20 protein-coding genes are annotated in these 19,587 nt (G+C 55.4%); 10 read left to right on the top strand and 10 right to left on the bottom strand.

Annotation, left to right across the window (positions count from 1 at the left end):
- The first annotated feature begins 69 nt into the window (after positions 1-69).
- Positions 70-1,164, top strand: coding sequence for a tyrosine-type recombinase/integrase (locus BCF46_RS10720; protein ID WP_121024040.1), 1,095 nt, complete (start codon positions 70-72; stop codon positions 1,162-1,164).
- Between the two features lie 137 nt (positions 1,165-1,301).
- Here BCF46_RS10720 and BCF46_RS10715 read toward each other — a convergent pair whose 3' ends face one another.
- The 6 genes from BCF46_RS10715 to BCF46_RS10690 all read right to left on the bottom strand — a co-directional run bounded on the left by BCF46_RS10715 (position 1,302) and on the right by BCF46_RS10690 (position 6,529).
- Positions 1,302-2,201, bottom strand: coding sequence for an HAD-IIA family hydrolase (locus BCF46_RS10715; RefSeq protein ID WP_245990066.1), 900 nt, complete (start codon positions 2,199-2,201; stop codon positions 1,302-1,304).
- A 5-nt stretch (positions 2,202-2,206) separates the two neighbouring features.
- A complete protein-coding gene (phnE, locus tag BCF46_RS10710; protein WP_121024036.1) occupies positions 2,207-3,022 on the bottom strand; it encodes a phosphonate ABC transporter, permease protein PhnE in 816 nt (271 codons plus the stop codon).
- Entirely contained in the window at positions 3,022-3,834 is an 813-nt protein-coding gene (gene phnE, locus BCF46_RS10705; RefSeq protein WP_121024034.1) for a phosphonate ABC transporter, permease protein PhnE, read from the bottom strand. The genes phnE (BCF46_RS10710) and phnE (BCF46_RS10705) overlap by 1 nt, the downstream gene beginning before the upstream one ends.
- Positions 3,831-4,628, bottom strand: a complete 798-nt coding sequence (gene phnC, locus BCF46_RS10700; RefSeq protein WP_121024032.1) for a phosphonate ABC transporter ATP-binding protein — start codon at positions 4,626-4,628, stop codon at positions 3,831-3,833. Before phnC ends, phnE (BCF46_RS10705) begins: the two co-directional genes overlap by 4 nt.
- A 65-nt stretch (positions 4,629-4,693) precedes the next feature.
- Positions 4,694-5,671 carry a phosphate/phosphite/phosphonate ABC transporter substrate-binding protein gene (gene phnD / locus BCF46_RS10695; protein WP_121024030.1) on the bottom strand — a complete coding sequence of 326 codons (978 nt, stop codon included), beginning with the start codon at positions 5,669-5,671 and terminating at the stop codon, positions 4,694-4,696.
- Positions 5,672-5,731: 60 nt separating this feature from the next.
- Positions 5,732-6,529, bottom strand: a complete 798-nt coding sequence (locus tag BCF46_RS10690) for a DeoR/GlpR family DNA-binding transcription regulator (protein ID WP_121024526.1) — start codon at positions 6,527-6,529, stop codon at positions 5,732-5,734.
- Between the two features lie 198 nt (positions 6,530-6,727).
- Between BCF46_RS10690 and BCF46_RS10685 the strand changes: the two genes are divergently transcribed.
- Genes BCF46_RS10685 through BCF46_RS10670 form a run of 5 tightly spaced genes read left to right on the top strand, consistent with a single transcriptional unit; the run spans position 6,728 to position 12,853 of the window.
- Positions 6,728-8,377, top strand: a complete 1,650-nt coding sequence (locus BCF46_RS10685) for a Na/Pi cotransporter family protein (protein WP_121024028.1) — start codon at positions 6,728-6,730, stop codon at positions 8,375-8,377.
- Positions 8,374-8,496 (top strand): hypothetical protein, encoded by a 123-nt coding sequence (locus tag BCF46_RS20080; protein ID WP_281272092.1) that lies wholly within the window; start codon positions 8,374-8,376, stop codon positions 8,494-8,496. The genes BCF46_RS10685 and BCF46_RS20080 overlap by 4 nt, the downstream gene beginning before the upstream one ends.
- 37 nt (positions 8,497-8,533) lie before the next feature.
- Positions 8,534-9,559 carry an ABC transporter substrate-binding protein gene (locus BCF46_RS10680; protein WP_121024026.1) on the top strand — a complete coding sequence of 342 codons (1,026 nt, stop codon included), beginning with the start codon at positions 8,534-8,536 and terminating at the stop codon, positions 9,557-9,559.
- 3 nt (positions 9,560-9,562) lie between these two features.
- A complete protein-coding gene (locus BCF46_RS10675; RefSeq protein ID WP_121024024.1) occupies positions 9,563-11,779 on the top strand; it encodes an ABC transporter permease in 2,217 nt (738 codons plus the stop codon).
- A 9-nt stretch (positions 11,780-11,788) separates the two neighbouring features.
- A complete protein-coding gene (locus tag BCF46_RS10670; protein ID WP_121024022.1) occupies positions 11,789-12,853 on the top strand; it encodes an ABC transporter ATP-binding protein in 1,065 nt (354 codons plus the stop codon).
- On the opposite strand, the gene BCF46_RS10665 is transcribed toward BCF46_RS10670, so the two are convergent.
- From BCF46_RS10665 to BCF46_RS10655, 3 genes are read right to left on the bottom strand one after another with little or no spacing between them, the layout of a single operon-like run.
- Positions 12,850-13,644, bottom strand: a complete 795-nt coding sequence (locus BCF46_RS10665) for an inositol monophosphatase family protein (RefSeq protein ID WP_121024020.1) — start codon at positions 13,642-13,644, stop codon at positions 12,850-12,852. The two genes, BCF46_RS10670 and BCF46_RS10665, sit on opposite strands and share 4 nt — an antisense overlap.
- Before the next feature lie 41 nt (positions 13,645-13,685).
- The gene (locus tag BCF46_RS10660) at positions 13,686-14,345 is read right to left on the bottom strand and encodes a winged helix-turn-helix domain-containing protein (RefSeq protein ID WP_245989999.1); all 660 of its coding nucleotides are present in this window, start codon (positions 14,343-14,345) and stop codon (positions 13,686-13,688) included.
- A gap of 13 nt (positions 14,346-14,358) precedes the next feature.
- Entirely contained in the window at positions 14,359-14,655 is a 297-nt protein-coding gene (locus BCF46_RS10655) for a hypothetical protein (protein ID WP_121024018.1), read from the bottom strand.
- 160 nt (positions 14,656-14,815) lie between these two features.
- Here BCF46_RS10655 and BCF46_RS10650 point away from each other — a divergent pair, with 160 nt between their 5' ends.
- The 4 genes from BCF46_RS10650 to BCF46_RS10635 all read left to right on the top strand — a co-directional run bounded on the left by BCF46_RS10650 (position 14,816) and on the right by BCF46_RS10635 (position 18,398).
- A complete protein-coding gene (locus tag BCF46_RS10650; protein ID WP_121024017.1) occupies positions 14,816-15,232 on the top strand; it encodes a hypothetical protein in 417 nt (138 codons plus the stop codon).
- A gap of 104 nt (positions 15,233-15,336) precedes the next feature.
- Positions 15,337-15,951, top strand: coding sequence for a ribonuclease HII (rnhB, locus tag BCF46_RS10645; RefSeq protein WP_121024015.1), 615 nt, complete (start codon positions 15,337-15,339; stop codon positions 15,949-15,951).
- 108 nt (positions 15,952-16,059) lie between these two features.
- Positions 16,060-17,160 carry a site-specific DNA-methyltransferase gene (locus BCF46_RS10640; protein ID WP_073145537.1) on the top strand — a complete coding sequence of 367 codons (1,101 nt, stop codon included), beginning with the start codon at positions 16,060-16,062 and terminating at the stop codon, positions 17,158-17,160.
- Between the two features lie 188 nt (positions 17,161-17,348).
- Entirely contained in the window at positions 17,349-18,398 is a 1,050-nt protein-coding gene (locus BCF46_RS10635) for a small ribosomal subunit Rsm22 family protein (protein ID WP_121024013.1), read from the top strand.
- Positions 18,399-18,446: 48 nt separating this feature from the next.
- On the opposite strand, the gene BCF46_RS10630 is transcribed toward BCF46_RS10635, so the two are convergent.
- Complete coding sequence (locus tag BCF46_RS10630) at positions 18,447-19,586, bottom strand: alkane 1-monooxygenase (protein WP_121024011.1); 1,140 nt, start codon at positions 19,584-19,586, stop codon at positions 18,447-18,449.
- Between the last annotated feature and the right edge of the window lies 1 nt (position 19,587).

Genomic DNA, 19,587 nt, shown 5'->3' with positions numbered 1-19,587 from the left:
TTATCGGCTTGGGCGGACCATGCTGATCACGCCCGCGCAGATTGATACGATTTTTGAAGGAGGCCAGTCATGCCGCTCCAAATTTACAAGAGGGGCCACGTTTACTGGGCCAAGGGGTGGATCGAATACAACGGCAGGCCAATCGCCGGCCCATACCGGCGAAGCACTAAGGCATCTTCAGAAGAGGGCGCACGGGACTGGATAAACCATGAGACCGAACGTCAGATCCGTCGCTATGTCGTGGGCGACGAACCAAGCAAGACGTTCTCTGATGCAATCATGCTCTACAACGCGTCCCCAAAAGCAGCGAAGCAGTTGATCCCGATTGTCGAAGCAATCGGCGACCTGTCTTTGAGTGCAATTTCCGGTGCGTTGTTAAAGGGCCTCGGGCCAAAGTTAAAACCCAAGGCATCAACGGATACTTGGTGGCGTGAAATCGTGACGCCTGCGAGTGCAGTGATCAACAATGCTCATGAGCTGGAGGGGACGCCGCTGATCCGCGTGAGGCCCTACGACAAGTTCGAGCGGATCGCGCAGGACAAGCGACGAGGGAAGCTCAGCCGCGTCGAGCGCACGCCAGCCGACAAGGAATGGATCGAGGCATTTTGCCGTGCCGCCGATCCATATAACGCCGCTCTGGTCCGCTTCATGTTCGAGACGGCTGCACGGATTGATCAAGCAGTGTCATTGGAGCCTGATGACCTTCGACCGCATGAAAACAAAGTTAGCGTGAAAGCGCAGAAGGGGCATCCGGAAAGCTGGATCACTGTCTCACCTCAGATGATGGATGAGCTTCTCGCATTGCCACCCAAGCGACCCAAGAACCGCAAGACCGGCAAGCTGATGAAAGCGCGCATCTTCGGCTATGGCAGCTCGACAGGTTACAACACGCGCTGGAAGACGATCTGTAAGCTCGCGGGCATTCCGTACCTTTCTGCGCACCCCGCTGGACGGCACGGTTTCTTCACCGAACTTGTTGTCCGTCAGGGCGTCGACCCCGTTACGGCGGCTAAAGCTGGGCGATGGTCAGACCCCAATTTACCCATGCGCATTTATGCCCACGCAGAGACCGATGAGGCCGACATCAGGGCCCGTTTTCGTACAAACCACGTACAGGATGACACTGTACAAACACCCAACAGTAAGAAATCACAAAAGGAATAGCGCTATGAACGCATCCCTCCTAAGGGGCAGGTTGCAGGTTCGAATCCTGCCGGGGTCACCATCCCAAACTACTGATAGATTTCTGCGATTTAGGCTGTAACTGGTGTGGAAAGTCGGACGTAGGATATCGAGCAACGCTAAGGGCGCGTTACGACGTGGTCCGGTGAAATACCTGATGCGCTGATTGCGCTTTGTACGTCGTAGCCGGCAAAGAATCCGTGATCTGCGATAAGCGCCGATTTGATGCCTGCTGCCTGCGCGCCAAGGATATCGGTGTGCAGGCTGTCACCAACCATAACGATACGATCGCGCGGTATTTCGTACCCCAGACGCTCAAATGCAAGCTCATAGATATTGCTGAACGGTTTGCCAAAAAACTGCGGTACAATACCCGCCTCATCGGCCAACCGATGCGCGAAATGGCCAGGTTCCACCGAAAACCCAGTTTCACGCGGGGCGACGATGTCAGGATTGCCAACCCAGACCGGTCGGGGGCGATCTTTCAACGCCTGAACAAGCAGCGCCTGACGCTCTTCGGTCCATGCCGCACTTCCAATCATCAGGACTCCGTCAACCAGCGAGTAGGGAGCCGGGTCTTCTTCCAGATAGCTTATGCTAAGACCTTCAAGGTCACGCAAACCCGTGCTGCGCGTCGCCATCAAACCCCAGTGCATCGCTTTATAGGAGCCTATCGCAGACAATAGGGTCGCCCGGCTGGTGATCACGTCTTCTTGCGTAAAATCGTAACCCAAGCGGCGATACTTTTCCATCAACGCGGCTTGAGGAAAGCCAGCGGCATTCGAGACGACGATCACGCGTTTGCCACGTGATTTCAGCATTTCAATCCGTTCAGCGACGCCGGGAATTGCTGTTTCGCCGATATTAAGTACCCCGAATGCATCAAGAAGAAAGGCGTCGTAATGGTCTGCAATGTCTTCTAGCGTCGTGGCGTGATGGGGGATTTTTCTCGGCTTGGTGGGAACCGGCAAACGGTGTCTTACAGCTTCGTAAGCTGCAAAAGCCGTAGCGGTATCCATTTCGCTCAAATGATTGCCCCCCGAACTTTCGCTGATACCCATTCGCTGATCACCACAGCAGCGAGGATTACCAGAAGGATCAAGCTAACCTGTGGCCATGCCAGAACATTCAGGGACGCCGAAAGTTGAAGTCCGATACCCCCTGCACCTACGAGCCCCAAGACTGTGGATTCGCGAATGTTGATATCCCAACGGAACACTGCAATTCCAGCAAACGCGGGAAGGATTTGAGGCACGATACCGTAAGCCATGACCTGCCAACGTGATGCACCGGTTGCCGTGATGGCCTCCACTTGGACTTCGTCGATTTCCTCGATGGCCTCATACAAAAGCTTCGCGCAGAAACCGATGGAGCGGATCGCGATGGCTACAACACCAGCAAACACACCTGGTCCGATGATCGCGATTAGTAGTAGGGCCCAGATCAGCGAGTTAATCGAGCGCGTCGATACGATAATCAATAGAGCGACGGGTCGGATGAAAAGTGCCGAGGGCGTGGTATTGCGCGCGGCCAGAAAGGCAACGGGAACTGCGAGGCAAAGCGCGATTAAAGTGCCGAGCGTTGCAATGTTCAGAGTGTCCCAGATCGGGCGGCCCAGCTGGGAGATGTATTCCCATTTGGGAGGAGTGGCACGTGTCCAGATGTCACTTGCAATACGAGGCGCGTCCCAAACGAAGAACCAAGTTGTGGCATTGGATATTTGCTGCCAGCAATAGGCGAATATCGCGAGGCCAACGAGCCACATCGCGGAATGTGCAAGCGACTGCTTGGTCGTCCGGCGATGCCAAATGGTGTCGCCATTTTTTTCGATAACGGGCATTATTGGACCCTCGCGCGGACAATGCCGGATATGTATTCCAGCGCCATTACGACAACGATAATCAAAATCAGGATTGCAGCGGCTGTGTCATACTCATACCGGTCAAATGCGGTATTCAGCGTTGCGCCGATACCGCCGGCGCCAACAAGACCTAGGATCGCACTTTCTCTGAAGTTGATGTCCACCCGGTAGATTGATAGCCCGACCAGCCGCGGCATGACCTGTGGCTGAACCCCGTAGTTGATCCATTGCGCCCATCGCGCGCCTGAGGCTTTGATAGCCTCAGCTTGAACACGGTCCATGCTTTCGATGTCCTCTGCCAGTAGCTTGGACAGGAAGCCGATTGTCGCGAAGCTAAGCGTCAGGAAGCCAGCCAACGGGCCAAAACCGAAGATGGCGACAAGTAGGATTGCCACGATAATTTCTTGCAAAGCACGGCTGATGGCCACGATGCCCCGGCAGATGAGATATACTGGCAAAGGTGCGATGTTGCGTGCAGCACCCAAGCCGATAGGGATCGAAATCAAGATGCCGACGACCGACGCGGCAACGGTAATTATCACACTTTCCAATAAACCACCCCAGATGTCTGACGCGCGGGACGTGAAGTCGGGGTTGGTAAAGGCCAGGGCAAACTGCGCCCCTCTGTCGAGGCCCTCATAGACGCGAGACCAGTTGATATCGATCGTCAAATAGGCAGCAATCAGGTAGGCCACGAACGCTAGGGCCAGCCCTCGGCGTAGCAGCTGGTTCGAGATGAAAGGTGGCCGTTTCCAAGTTTTACCAAGTACTGCTTCTAGCTCGGTACTCATTCGGCGGCCTCAATTTCATTGCCGTCATCGTCGACTTTCTTGATTGTCGCTTCCCAGTCTTCCTCGCCGTAGATGGTGGTCAGGACGTCTGGTGTCAGCGCTTCGGGTGGCCCGTCAAATTCGACGGCACCAAACCGAAGCCCAACGACGCGTTGCACGAACATCTGCGCGAGGGCGACGTCGTGGATGTTGATAATTGCCGCAAGACCGCGCTCGGTGCACAGCTCGCATATCAGCCGCATGATCTGGCGGCTGGTTTTTGGGTCAAGCGAGGCGGTGGGCTCGTCGACCAACAACAATTTGGGATTCTGGATTAGGGCACGGCAAATCCCAACGCGTTGACGCTGGCCGCCGGACAATTCGTCGGCGCGCTTGTCGGCCATTGCCAGAAGCCCAACACGATCAAGCAGCCGGAATGCCTCGTCGACATCCGATTGCGGGAAACGGCGCGTCAGGCTGCGCCAAAAACCTACATAGCCAAGTCGACCAGACAGGACGTTTTCCATAACGGTCAAGCGCTCGACCAACGCATATTCTTGAAAGATCATACCCATTTCGCGCCGCGCACGGCGCAGGCCAGAGGACTTGAGGTGGGTGAGTTCGATATCGCCCAGCCAGACTTCACCCGAGGTGGGTTCGACAAGGCGGTTGATGCACCGGATCAAGGTAGACTTGCCCGCACCCGACGGCCCAATCAGGGCAAGTACTTGTCCCTCCGGCACTTCGAGTTCGATAGATTTCAGTGCCTGATCGCCCGTGCGATAGGTTTTCACGAGCTTTTTGAGTTTCAGCATGTCCAGCCTCGGTTGACGCAGTCTTGCTGGCGGCGTCCGTAAGAACGCCGCCAATTAGGGTTAGCCTATTGGCAGGTGTAGCTGACGTCGTTTGCCGCGTCGATTTTGCGGATCACGTTCCAGAAGTCCTTGTAGTTCATTTCAATGAACTGCGACTCACCGCCTTTGCCAAACTCGGCCTCAAGCGAAGTACCGGCCCATTCGAACGAGAAGAACGCATCGCGAATACTGGCTTGCAACTCAGGCGTCAGGTTGTACGCGGTGCCAAAACCCGTGGTTGGGAATGTCTCTGATTTGTAGAGCGACACGATCTGGTCAGCCTTGATCACATCACGCGCGACCATGCGCGTAATCACCGTGTTGGCGACAGAAGCGGCCAGGTAGTCTTTGTTGGCTACGCCAAGGATCGAGTTGTCGTGCTTGCCGGAAAAGACCGGTTCAAAATCGCGCTCTGGCAGCATGTCATAGTCGGCTTTCAGAATAGCGCTTGGTGCCTTGAACCCGGAGTTTGACGTTGGCGAAGTGAAAGCCAACTGCTTGCCTTTGATATCCGCGACGTCTTCGATACCAGAGCCGGGATAGGTGATGATCTCCATCTCATAGCCAAAGCCGCCATCGTCCGCCGCCATGATTGTGAACGGGCTAAAGCCCGCACAGTTTACCGCCAGTGGGTTGGAGCCTGTGTTGAAGCCTGCAATATGCAAACGGCCGGAGCGCATGGCTTCGATTTGGGCTGCGTTTGATTGTACCGGGAAAAAGACGATGTCTTTGCCGGTCTTTTCCTTCAAGTGATCCAGAAAGTCAGCCCAAGCGGCTTTGTACACGGCTGGATCTTCAACTGGCGTATACGCAAAGATCAGCGTGTCAGGGTCGACTAACTCAGACGCGTCATCAGGCGTATCGGCGACCAGATCGCCATCACGGTCACAATAGCGCGCGTCAAGATCGCCACGTGGGCAGTCTTGTGCCCAAGCACCGGTTGCCGTGATCGACAATGCGGCTATTGCCCCCGTCGCTGCTAGTATCTTTCTTAGTTTACTCATTCTTTCTTTCCTCCCTTGGTTTTACATTTGTGCCAGCCTTTTCTGGCTAGCACGCTTATTCTAACGTGCAACAAGCACCTCGACATTTGCCCGTTTGAGTGACGCGGCCAATTCTTCTGCTGGCGCTTGATCGGATACAACTGACGACACGTCAGACAAATTGCCGACTTGTGCGAGACTTTTGCGGCCGAATTTCTGGCCGTCAATCAAAAGGTGAGCGATAGCGCTTTGACGCAGCATCGCGCGTTTGATTGCAGCGAACCCGCGCACGGCCTCCGACGGCCCCGCTTCGGCGATGCCCGAAGCACCAATTAGGCACCTATCAACGGAATGGCGCGCTAGAAATTCGACGGCATCCGTCCCAATCACCGCAGACTCGGATGGAAGATAGTCGCCGGGACAGATGATGACATTGGCAGCCTCGCTTTGGCCTAGAGCCATCGCAACAGGAAAGCTGTTGGTGATCACGGTGCAAGCTGTGCCGTCAAAGGCAAGAAACCGTGCAAGCTGAAGGGTCGTCGAGCCGGAGTCGATCATCAGCGTCTCTCCCGGTTGCACAAGATGCGCAGCCACACGACCGATCCGTTCTCGCTCCTCGACACGGGCAGTCGCGCGCTCGTCGAATGTGGGGTATTTGCCTGACACCAAAGCCAATGCACCGCCATGCGCCCGATCAAGCAGGCCATCTGCGCTGAGTTTCTCAAGATCCCTGCGGACGGTTTCCGAGGAGACCCGAAATCGATCAGCCAATTCTGAAATGCGGACGTGAGGACGCAATCGCAACTCAAGCAAGATATGCTTGCGTCGTTCGTGCTTGCGCAGCTTCGGTCGTGTTTCAATGTCGACATCGATTGACATGTGCGCTTTCTGAATTTGAATCAGATTCCCCAACTTGCAGCCGAAGTTGTGGACTTTTCCACATTTTTGCAAGAAAAATTGTTGCATATAGCAGATTTCGGTGTTCCGATTGTCTCAAGGGCCGGTTTCTGGTCGGTGGCGCTATAGAGAATGCTTGGCGTCGATTTGTGAGATAGTGCGCGGATCGGATAAAATTCGGTGATCCAAATAGTTGGAAATCTTGCGGGCGCGATTGCGCTCCTCCTTTGGTCGGTGCGTCTGGTGCGCACTGGAATTGAGCGAGGATTCTCCGGCCCGTTGCGTACAGGTGTGAGACGGGCTTCTCAAAAGAAAACTACCGCAGCGGGCAGCGGCCTAGTTGCCGCCATCGCGATGCAAAGCTCAACTGCTGTCGCAATGCTCGTCGCCGGGTTTCTGACCGCTGGCACACTTCCGATGGGAAGCGGTTTGGCCGTGATTCTTGGCGCGGATTTGGGCTCGTCGATTGCAGCCCGCATTTTGCTGACCCCGATTGCAGCACTGGTGCCGGTGCTCTTGGTTGTCGGTGTCGGGTTGTTTTTGAAAGGCAGGTCGCGCCGAACCAAGCAATCGGGCCGCATTGTCATAGGCATTGCGCTTGTGTTGACGTCCCTTTCGATGATCCGCACAGCGACAGCACCCCTTCAGGACAGCGAATTTACCACACTGATCTTTTCGTATCTGTCGACGGATCTTCTGACGTCGTTTTTGATCGGGGCGGTGTTGGCATGGGTGACACATTCCAGCGTTGCGACTGTACTTGCGGTCGTGGCCATGGCGTCCGAAGGATTCCTTGCGGCACCTGTTGCGGCTGCAATTGTCCTTGGCGCTAACCTTGGCGGCGCTACGATCCCGGTGTTGCTCACGTTGTCTGGGGCGCAGTCGGCAAGGAGGGTCATGTTGGCCAATTTGCTGATCCGTGGTGGTGGCGCGTTGCTGGCGTTGCTCGCATTGCTTCATTGGCAAGATCAGATCGGCTTGCTTGGCGCGAGCGCCGCAGTTCAGTCTATCAATCTACATCTGGTGTTCAATTTTGTGGTGCTGCTGCTTGGGCTGATACTGATCACCCCAACGCTTAGTCTTGTCACCTCGATTCTACCGGAGATCGCACCGTCCAAACCACGGCGGATCAGCGCACTTGATGCGACGATGACAGATCCTGATCGCGCACTGGCCTGTGCGGCGCGTGAGGTACTAGAGATGGGCGAGCAGGTTCACGGCATGTTGACCCCGATTATGGGGCTATTGCGCGACTGGGATGAAGATACCCTCCGCGCGATCCGTGATAGCGAAGACGAAGTTGACCGGATGCACTTCGAGGTGAAGCTATACATTGCCCACCTTCAGGAAGGCGTATTGTCCGGCAGGCAAGCACGTCGAGCGATGGATATCGCAACAATCTCTAATCACCTCGAGGACGCTGGCGATCAGGTTTCCACCAATCTGATCGACATTGCTCAACGTCTTCGTGCTGACGGATTGTCATTCTCGGAAGAAGGCTGGCGAGATCTGTGCGATTTTCATGATCAGGTTATGTCGAATGTGCAGCTTGGATTGAATATTCTGATGACGGGTGACGCGGAGGCCGCAATTCAGCTTGTCGAGGAAAAGGACCGCATGCGCGAAGCCGAGCAACGACTGCAGGCGCATCACCTTGAGCGACTGCGAAAAGGCAACACTGCAACCGTGGAAACGAGCAACCTTCACCAAGAAACCATCCGCGCCTTGAAGCAAGTGAACACTGATTTCACCTACACTGCTTATCCGATCGTGGAGGCGACCGGGGCGTTGTTGTCGAGCCGTCTTGCGACCGGGGAGGGCGTGGTGTGAGAGTTGCAAGCACTACGAATAATGTTGACGAAGCTGCGTTTCCGCACATGCTGCATGTGCTGGCCACCAAGCCGAGAGGACAATCGGCGGTCGAAGAACTGCTGCTCAGGACATTGTGACTGACGATAAGACCAAGTAAATCCTAGGGAGGAAAATATGAACAATATCAAAAGACTAGTGATCCCGTCGCTTATTGCGATGGCCGCCAGTGTTTCAGCTGCACAGGCCGAAAAGCTGACGCTTTACTGCTCTGCGCAAGAAGACTGGTGCCAGCTTATGGCGCGTAGTTTTGAAGATGCGACAGGCATCGACGTGAACATGACCCGCAAATCATCCGGCGAAACTTTCGCCCAGATCAAAGCGGAATCATCGAACCCGAAGGGCGACGTCTGGTGGGGTGGTACTGGCGATCCACATCTTCAAGCTGCCGAAGAAGACCTGACCGAGCCATATGTCACACCGATGCGTGGCGAGCTGCACGACTGGGCGATTTCTCAGGCATCAAGCGCCGGTGACAAAACCATCGGCATCTATTCCGGCGCTTTGGGGTACGGCTACAACACCGACCTTCTTGCCGCGAACAACCTGCCAGAGCCTGCCTGCTGGAAGGATCTTCTGAAGCCTGAATACAAAGGCCACGTGCAGATGGCGAACCCGAACTCGTCGGGCACCGCTTACACGACGCTTGCCACAATGGTGCAGCTGTTTGGTGAGGACGAAGGCTTTGATTTCATGAAGGGTCTGCACTCCAACATCAACCAATATACCAAGTCCGGTTCGGCTCCGATCAAAGCCGCGGGTCGTGGCGAGAACACGATTGGTATCGTCTTCATGCATGACGCTGTGAAGCAGGCTGTCTCGGGGTTCCCCGTGAAGGTTGTGGCCCCGTGCGAAGGCACCGGCTACGAGATCGGCTCTATGTCGATCATCAAAGGCGCGCGCAACATGGACGAGGCCAAGAAGTTCTATGACTGGGCGCTTTCAACCGACGCGCAGAACCTTGCGCTTGAAGTGAACGCGTTCCAAGTGCCGTCGAACAAAGGTGCGGATACGTCTCCTTCAGCGCCTGACATGTCTTCGATCAAGCTGATTGATTACGACTTCAAAACCTACGGGTCGTCGGCAGAACGCAAGCGCCTCTTGCAAAAATGGGACGAAGACGTCTCGACTTTGCCGCAATAAACTTTGCGCAATACGACAAACACCAAGACCTCCCACCCGGCGTTGATCTTCTGGATCGTTGCCGGGTGGGTCGGGTTTCTGCTTCTGCCTTGGTATGGGGTCGAAGACGGAATCCTGTCGTTTGAATGGCTGATAGACGGCTATCCGTTCGACGAAGACTACGCGCCCGCGGCGTTCCTTATCGCACAGGGAGAGAAGCTATGGCTCGCTCCATTATTGTTACCGCTTGCATTGTCACTTGCCGCGTTAGGTCGTCCAAAGAGTGATCCGCTTTACGCAAAAATTCTCATCCTGACGGGTGCACTCGGCTTTGGATGGTTGACGGCCCAAGGCTTCGGAATTGGCATTCGCGGGTTCAACTTTGAATGGCTCAAAGCGCTGTTCGGAGAGTTGGGCGACCGCCAATTCGGCATGGGGCTAGGCGCGATGGTCCTTGCCTCGGCATTCCTGTTTATCTTCACCCAAGGCATAGCTGCACGCGGGGCGATCAACGGCGACGTGTTCGTGGTCAGCGCCATCGGGGGCGTTATCGTTATCGTGACGACATTCGTATTCTTCCCGATTGCCAAGATGCTTCTTGCGGCCTTCGTTACCGAAGAAGGTAGTTATTCGGCGGGCGTTTTCGCAGCAAAGTTCTTCGATGATCGGCTCTGGGGGCTTGGCTGCCTAAGTGGTGGACGCTGTGGTGTTGCGTGGAATTCGCTATTCCTAGCCGTCCTTGTTGGTTTGCTAACTACGGTTCTCGGCCTTGTTTTCGCGCTGGTCGTGACACGTTCCGGCTTCCGCTATAAACGCGCCCTTCGGGCGCTCACAGTTCTGCCCATCATCACACCGCCTTTCGTCATCGGCTTGGCACTGATCCTGCTGTTCGGTTTGTCCGGGGCCGTCACGCAATTCATTTCCGACCTGTTCGGCGTCCAACCCACCAGGTGGCTATATGGCCTGCCGGGAGTCTTGATCGCACAAGTCTTGGCGTTCACGCCCATCGCCTTCCTTGTGCTGATCGGCGTCGTGGAAGGCGTCTCGCCGTCAATGGAAGAGGCCGCGCAAACGCTGCGGGCCAACAAATGGCAAACCTTCCGCACAGTGTCGCTTCCTTTAATGCGCCCGGGTCTCGCCAATGCGTTTTTGCTTGGTTTCATCGAGAGCATGGCGGATTTCGGCAATCCGCTGGTTCTTGGCGGCAACTTCGATGTGCTGTCGACCGAGATATTCTTTGCCATTGTAGGTGCTCAATACGATCAAGGCCGCGCGGCTGTGCTGGCCATGGTGCTGTTGTTCTTCACGCTGTCAGCCTTCTACGCGCAACGCGCGTGGCTGGGTAAGAAAAGCTACACGACAGTATCGGGCAAGGGGGATGCTGGCGTTCACCCAATGATGCCAAACGGATTGGCGATTCCGGTCTTTGTTATTGCCGGCGCATGGGGGCTCTTCACTATCGTGATCTACGGCATGATCCTGTACGGCAGCATGGTTGAACTTTGGGGTGTCAACAACACACTGACCTTCAAGCACTATGTCACCGCGTTCTCGGTCCGCATCGAGGATAGCGGCATCCGCTGGACTGGTGCGGCATGGGACAGTTTCTGGACGACGATCTACATCGCAGCAGCTGCGGCTCCGCTCACGGCAGTGGTCGGTTTGATCACCGCCTACCTGCTGACGAGGCAAACCTTTGCGGGCAAAAACGCGTTCGAGTTTGGCACAATGCTCAGCTTTGCCATTCCCGGCACGGTCATTGGCGTCAGCTATATTCTGGCCTTCAACGTGCCGCCCATCGAGATCACCGGAACGGGTTTGATCCTGATCATCAGCTTCATCTTCCGAAACATGCCCGTGGGTGTCCGTGCGGGCATCGCGTCGATGTCGCAGCTGGACAAGTCGCTTGATGAGTCATCCCTGACCCTTGGCGCGAACAGCTGGCAGACCTTCCGCAAGGTGATCCTGCCGCTGCTACGACCGGCTATCTTGGCGGCTCTCGTCTATAGCTTCGTGCGCGCCATGACTGCAATTTCGGCAGTGATCTTCTTGGTGTCGGCGGAATACGACATGGCGACCAGCTATATCATCGGGCGCGTCGAGAATAACGATTACGGCCTTGCCATCGCCTACTCGACAACGCTGATCTTCGTGATGCTGTCGGTCGTGGGCGTCATGCAACTTATTGTCGGGCGAACCGAAATCGGGCGGCGCATGAGCCAGTCGCGCACCAATGTCTGAGGGATCATCATGAAAATTAGTTCCAAGGCGGCGCCAGTCAGCTTCCAGAATGTCAGCAAGATTTATGGCCGCGACGTGTTGGCGGTAGACGACGTGAATTTGGAGATAGAGGCTGGTAAGCTGGTCACATTGTTGGGGCCATCAGGCTGCGGCAAGACCACGACGCTGCGCATGATAGCGGGTCTGGAAATGGCGACGTCCGGCCGTATCCTGATCGGCGACGCCGACGTCACAACGCTGCCTGCAACAGACCGCGACGTGTCGATGGTGTTCCAGTCCTACGCGCTGTTCCCGCATATGTCGGTGCTGGAAAACGTGTCTTATGGGCTGTCGTTCTCGGGCTTCTCGAAGGCCGAAACGCGGGAGCGGGCCTTGGTGGGCCTTGATCTTGTCGGCCTCAAAGGCTTCGACACTCGGTTGCCAAGCGAACTATCGGGCGGACAGCAGCAGCGGGTAGCGGTGGCGCGGGCGTTGGTGCTGGAGCCGCAGGTTCTGTTGTTTGACGAACCACTTTCCAACCTCGACGCTAAACTGCGGCGGCAGGTACGCGAAGACATTCGCGCTATCCAAAAAGATCTTGGTTTGACCGTTGTTTACGTGACCCACGATCAGGAAGAAGCGTTGGCGGTTTCTGACGAAATTGTCGTCATGCGCAACGCGGCGATTGCCCAGATCGGCACGCCACGCCAGCTTTATGATGCGCCCGTGGATCGCTTCGTCGCCGACTTCATTGGCGAAGCGAACTTGCTACCGTGCACGATCGAGACAGTGACGGGCGAGCAGGCGACGATTGCGATCGAAGACTATCGCTACGACCTGCCGTCACGAGGCATTTCCGAAGGGCCTGCGACTATGGCTGTTCGTCCGTCACGTTTGGTCATCGGGGCTGCGGACGGTTTCCGAGCTAAGGTTATCAAGGCCACATATGTCGGGGTGAGGATGGAATACACGCTTGAGGCCGCATTTGGGTCGATGTTCGCGGTGCAAGACGACGTGGACGCGCCTTTGGATGTCGGAACCGAGGTAACGGTTGGCTTCGCCGCAAAGGGGCCTGTGCTGTTACCCGAGGGCTAGGCGCTAGGCGCAAATGCCTTTTCGGATATCTCAAGCAGTCGCTCGAATACCGCAGGAGTTCCGACAACGACGCGACCTCCTTCCAGGATCATCGTGTCGGCGTCTTGGACCTCCACGACACCACCTGCCTCGGCCACAATCAACTGCCCAGCGAGGCAGTCCCACGCATTCATGTGTTCTTCCGAATAACCAAGCAGCCGCCCTGCGGCGACATAAGCCAACGAGATTGCGCCCGAGGCATTGCGGTAGAACATCGAGCCTTCATCTATGAGTGCTTTGACAAGCTGAACGATCCCCTTGTTATCGACGCGACCGGAATACCCGACGCCAACTGTCCCATCTGATAGGCCACGTTGATCGTCCAGCAACAGCCGCTTGCCGTTCAGTGTAGCGCCACCACCTGACATCGCCGCGAACGTTTCGTCGTGGCAGGGGTCGTGAATGACGCCAATCTGGGTCTTGCCTTGGCTGACACCAGCAACCACCACGGTCCAAGCGGGAATGCCGTTGATGAAATTTGCGGTCCCGTCAATTGGGTCGATCACCCAAGTAAAACCGGTTGTGCCCGCCTTGGGTGCATCTTCCTCCCCCACGATTGCATCATCAGGAAAGGCGTTTTCCAGAAGGCGGCGCGTAAACGCTTCGACCTCGCGGTCGGCTTGGCTCACGAAGTCCTGATGGCCTTTGTGATCAATGACCAAATCACCCTGGTTCTCGAAATATCGCAAGGCCAGCTTGCCAGCCTCGGCGCAGATTTTCTTAAGAATTTCTAAACGTGCATCATATGTCATGGGGACGAAGCGTAGCGACTTTCCTGAACACGTAAAGAGGCTCAGATCATCTTGATCGCGTTTGGCTCCACCGCCAGAACATAGCCTTTGCGGGCGATGTTCTTAATCAACAACTCGCTTATCATCTGGTTCCCCAAGTGATCGCGTAGCCGCTTGATGCGGGTCGCGCCGGAGGCCTCGTCGCAGTCAACTTCGGGTTTCCCCGAAATCATGGATTCTATTTCCAGTCCCGACAGAATATCGTCATCCAACCGCGCTTCGGCTAGTACAGAAAGCGTTTCAAGTGCAGCCTCTGTGAGTTTGAATTCCATGTCATTGATCTGAACAATCCGCTCGTCGCGACTGACAACAAGTGAACTGACTTGAATGCCGCTCTTCTCGATCTCGGCCATGCGGCGCGCAAGGGTGACGAGGAATACAATTGAAACCAAAGCCGCGATAAGCAGCGCGGTCGCGAAAATTAGCAGAACGAAGATGATGAACCGGTAGGAGGCCAGCGTGTCGGAGAACGCAGTGCCAGATTGCGCAAGAATTTCCAGCAGCCGGATTTCCCCGCCTTGGGTGAGGGCGTCGTTTTCGATGAAAATGCGTTCTACCCGCATGTTGAAGGCATTGGCGTCGGGCAGGTTCAGGAACAAAACCAATGCGGCCACCACTAGGATGCCCACAATGGCGGCCATCCCAACGACGATAACCTGCATGGGTGAAGGCGCTTTAGAAGCGGAGGAAGTAAGGTCCGGCATTTGCCCGCCTCCCGTCGAGGCCATTCTCGTTGAACAGCGACACAATGTTGAGCAAGGTCCAGCCCGCCGCCGCCAACCGTGGTGCGATAGCATTGGCTGCGGTACTCGCGGATGAGCATGCGGAATTGGGAAGCTTGATCACCCCGTAATGCAGTTTCAACGGATTATCCTTCTTGGCCTTATAATCGGCATAGCAGGCGGCATGCGCGGGTAATGCCAGGACAGACAGTCCAAGACCAAGGGCGAGTATGTGAATGCGATGTTTCATAGGGCGACCATGATCCGCGCCGCCCCGTTATTCAATATCAAGCTGCATTTTGAGGCATGCTATCAGATAACCACGCGCTGTCATTGAGCGACAATACCCGCTGCGGTCAAGGTCAACCCATCACAAGCCTACTCAGCTAGGCCAAACCGAAGGAAACATCATGACACGCCAATTTATCGCCGCCCTGCTTAGCCTCTCACTTGGATTTAGCGCCATGACGACCGCACCCGCTCGCGCAGATGAAGATGTTGTCAAGATCATCGCCGGTCTGGCGCTGCTGGGTATTCTGGCCAACGCTGCAAAGAAGAACGACCGTCAGGTCGTCACCCAAAACCAGCATCGCCCGCATCATGTGAAGCCGAAGCGCCAGCGTCACGATAAGAAGGTCGCCCCGCGTCGTTGCCTGCGTGAACAATGGACGCACCGTGGCAAGCGCGAGGTCTACAGTGCGCGTTGTATGAAGAACAATGCTCGCCATGCACTACCGCGCAACTGTAAGCGCACCATTGATACCCGTAACGGAGTGCGCAAATTTTATGCGCCGCGTTGCCTGCGCAGGAACGGCTGGAACGCTTAACCAATTCAGATAACCGAGCAGGAGGGGCGAGCTGAAAGGCTCGCCCCTTCCTTGTCTAGCTATCTTGGTTGCGCTCACTTTCGAATCCGGCTCTTGCTGTGTGTATGATCGAACCGGATTTCACCTATGAACAGGCGCTGATCGCGCGAGGAGTGACAGCCATTGCCGGCACCGACGAAGTTGGGCGCGGACCACTTGCTGGCCCCGTGGTCGCTGCCGCCGTAATTCTGGACCCCAACAACATTCCCGACGGGCTGAATGATTCCAAGAAGCTCAGCGCCAAGAAGCGGGATCTCTTGTTCAATTTGATAAAGTCTCACGCACGATTTTGCGTTGCCGAAGCGACCGTGGAAGAAATCGACGAACTGAACATCTACCACGCGTCGCATCTGGCGATGTGTCGTGCTGTGGCAGGTTTGGGGCAGGTCGGGCATGTGCTGGTCGACGGCAACAAAATCCCGCGCGACATGATGGCACCTGCAACTGCGATCGTGAAGGGTGACGGTAAATCACAGTCAATTGCCGCTGCCTCCATATTGGCCAAAGTGACGCGCGACAGACACATGGATGCACTTGCGCAACAATACCCCGGCTACGGATGGGACAAAAATGCCGGTTATCCGACCAAGGGTCACATTTCTGCCCTAATTGAGCTTGGTGTGACCCCACATCATAGACGTAGCTTCAAGCCGGTCCACAACATCTTGTGTCATCCATAATTTTTAACGCATTGAAATATAAAGATTTTGACAGCGAATCAGCTTTGACTCATCTTTAGGGCAACACAGCGAACAAGCACGACAACGTGCACCAGCTTGGGGCAGACGATGGGTAAAATGACAAAGGTGATGCATGAAGCATTGCCGCTGAACACGATTTTAGACGGTGATTGCATTGATGCGATGAACAGCCTTCCTGAAGGCTCCATCGACCTGATCTTTGCAGATCCTCCTTACAACCTTCAATTGCGTGGCGATCTGCATCGTCCTGACAACTCCAAGGTTGATGCGGTCGATGACGCATGGGACCAGTTTTCGTCCTTCAAGAAATACGATGAATTCACCCAAGCTTGGCTAAAAGCCGCCAAGCGGTTGCTCAAGCCGAACGGCGCGATCTGGGTGATCGGGTCCTACCACAACATTTTCCGTGTCGGACACGAGTTGCAGAACCAAGGGTTCTGGATGCTCAACGACGTGGTGTGGCGCAAGTCGAACCCGATGCCAAACTTTCGTGGCAAGCGTTTGACCAACGCCCATGAGACGCTGATCTGGGCCTCCAAGTCCGAAGGCAGCAAATACACATTCAACTATGAGGCATTGAAGGCTCTCAACGAGGGCACGCAGATGCGCTCCGATTGGGTCCTGCCAATCTGTACCGGCCACGAACGCCTCAAAAACGACGCGGGCGACAAAGCCCACCCGACACAAAAGCCGGAAAGCCTGCTTCACCGCGTGTTGGTTGCGACCACAAACCCGGGCGACGTGGTCCTTGATCCATTCTTTGGCACAGGCACGACAGGTGCTGTTGCCAAGAAGCTTGGCCGCGACTTCATCGGTATCGAGCGTGAAGCCGCGTATCGTGAAGTTGCCGAGAAACGATTGAAGAATGTGCGGAAATTTGACCGAACATCCCTAGAAGTCACGCAATCCAAACGCGCCGAGCCACGCGTTCCATTCGGCCAATTGGTTGAGCGCGGCATGCTGACGCCGGGCGAAGAACTCTGGAGCCTCAACGGGCGTCACAAAGCGAAAATCCGCGCCGATGGCACATTGATTGGCGACGACGTTAAAGGATCGATCCATCAAGTGGGCGCGGCGTTGGAAGGCGCACCAAGTTGCAACGGCTGGACTTACTGGACGTTCAAACGCGATGGCAAAAAAGTTCCGATTGATTTGTTGCGCCAGCAAATCCGCGCCGAGATGAACTAAGACACCGAAATTCCAAGTTACCGCCTGTGTCTGCGGCCTATCCGCGGCACATAACTGCCCCGCCCTAACCCAAGGTGCGGGGCATTTTTTTCACGCGGTTTCACGGTTTGCGGCACTGGTCATGCTTGTGCCGAATGTCTAACCTGCTGGTAAATTGCATATCTTTTATTAGTCAGAACGGTTCTCGGATGTCCAAATTAGACAAAATGGAAGCCGAATTAGCTCAGTTGACCAAACAACTGGCAGAATTCTTGTCACTTCCACCCACCGACCGCAGCACTCCGGGGTTTGCCAAAATCTGGCGCCCCATTTCCAGATATAGGGTTCAATTGAGGACTGCTTTGCAAGAACAGAGCTCTGCTCTTTCCGACCCAAGATACCGTGATGCAAAGAGATCCGAGATTGAACAGCGAGTCGGATATAACGCAGCGCACCGACGCCTGCGCCTGTGGCCTCAGATCGAAGATATGGTGAACAAGCAGGTGACCCCGGAGCGTAAGGCGCTGATGCCGCAGCCTTCCAACTACATGGAGGGCGCACATAACCGCTACGTTAATCATCTGTATTCGGCGCTGCACACACTTGCGTTGCCGTCCGCCGCCGCGATGATGAACCTGATGCCGGACGCGCACCCTGATGTCGCTTTGCCCGCAACCCATTTCGAGGCGTTGATGCATGCCGCGTACAGGATTTGTCTTGCGCAGGGTCGAGACGCTCCGCCGCGATTTCTTGACGTCGGGTGCGGAGGCGGGACCAAAATTTGGGCCGCTTTACCGTTTTTCCCCGATGCCCGTGGCCTAGAGAACAATCCAACACAGGTGAAAATTGGCGCTGCCGCTATGGCAAAGTTAAACGCACCTGCCGACTGCATTATGGAGGCGGACGCACGGCTGTTCGATGACTATTCAAGTTACGATGTGATCTATTTTTATAGGCCATTAAAAGACTCCGTTGGTCTAACTGAAATGGAAGATCAGATCATGAAGCAGGCCCGCCCCGGAACCATATTGATCGCCCCGTATCTGGGCTTCTCGGCGGAAGATGATGACATACGATGCTCTAAAATTGCGCCTTCAATCTACGTAGCGGGCGTCGCGCCATATCAGACGGAGAAGCTTCGGGATCGTGCTGAACTGATTGGCACCGAGGCGCCGGTGCACAGCAGTTCTACAGATGCAGCACTTGGATATTGGCGACCGTTGGTGGAAGCATCGCGCCGCAATGGCTATGCTCTTTAGTTAGCGGCAAAGATACAAGATGTCCCAATTGTAGTGAAGACCCGTCGCCTAGCGCGGCATCGGGTTGGTGGCCGCTTTATAGGGCCCCCAATCGGTAATTTCGGGATAGTACATTGCCCGCCACTTGCGCACCCTTGGGTTCATAATGCGACGATAGATCGGCGGCACCATCGCGGCTAATGTCATTACCGGATAGCCATAAGGCAACTGAGGTGCTTCCTCCTCGGTATAGTTTTGCAGGAGCGGGAAGCGCCGGTCGGGTTTGTAGTGGTGATCCGAGTGACGTTGCAAATTAATGAGAAGCCAGTTCGAAGCTTTATGTGCGGCATTCCAAGAATGACGTGGCTGGACGTGCTCGTACTTGCCTTCTCCCAGATGCTTTCGGGTCAAACCATAGTGTTCGATGTAGTTAACCAGCTCTAACTGCCAGATTGCGACATAGGCTTGGAACAGGAAAAGCCCCAGACCGGCCCAGCCGCCAATCAGAAATGCCAGCACCAACATCACCCCCTGCAACGCCGCGTAGCGATAAAACGGATTTCCAAAGTCCGTCGCGGGCAAATCCTTGCGCGCCAGCATCGCTTTTTCCGCATCCCAAGCCGAGATCACACTCTGGCGCAAAACGCGTGGGAAGAAGCGGTGGAAGCCTTCGTTGTACCGTGCAGTCACCGGATCTTTGGGCGTCGCGACATACCGATGGTGCGTCAGCAAATGCTCGGATCGAAAATGCGAGTACATAACTGTTGCGAGTAGCAGGTCGCCCAGCCAGCGCTCCAGCTTGTTTTTCTGGTGCATCAGTTCGTGACTGTAGTTGATGCCCACCGTTCCCGAAATCACTCCGATGCCGAAGAACAGTGCAATTTTCTCACCGCCTGACAAATGGTCTGCGCGCGTGGCGTAAGCGATCATTCCGAAGATCAGGATGAATTGCAGTGGGAACCAGATCATCGTGATGATGCGGTACCAAAACAGATCGTCCTCGGTGGTGTCCAGATCGGCGTTGTCAAGATTTAGGCCAATGACTGCGTCGAGGATCGAGAACATTCCCCAGCCATAGATTGGAAGCAACGCCAGCCACCACCCGCCTTGTGTCGCCCCTATTAACGCAAGGGGTATCATGAGCAGAGAAAGCCAAAACGGCACCGCCGCACTGAATTTCGAGACCTCGGTCGTGGTCAAAGTTGCCATG

This window comes from Litoreibacter meonggei (assembly GCF_003663885.1).
Lineage (GTDB): Bacteria > Pseudomonadota > Alphaproteobacteria > Rhodobacterales > Rhodobacteraceae > Litoreibacter > Litoreibacter meonggei.
Note: the sequence above shows the minus strand (reverse complement) of the source record. Positions and strands in the feature narration are given on the sequence as shown.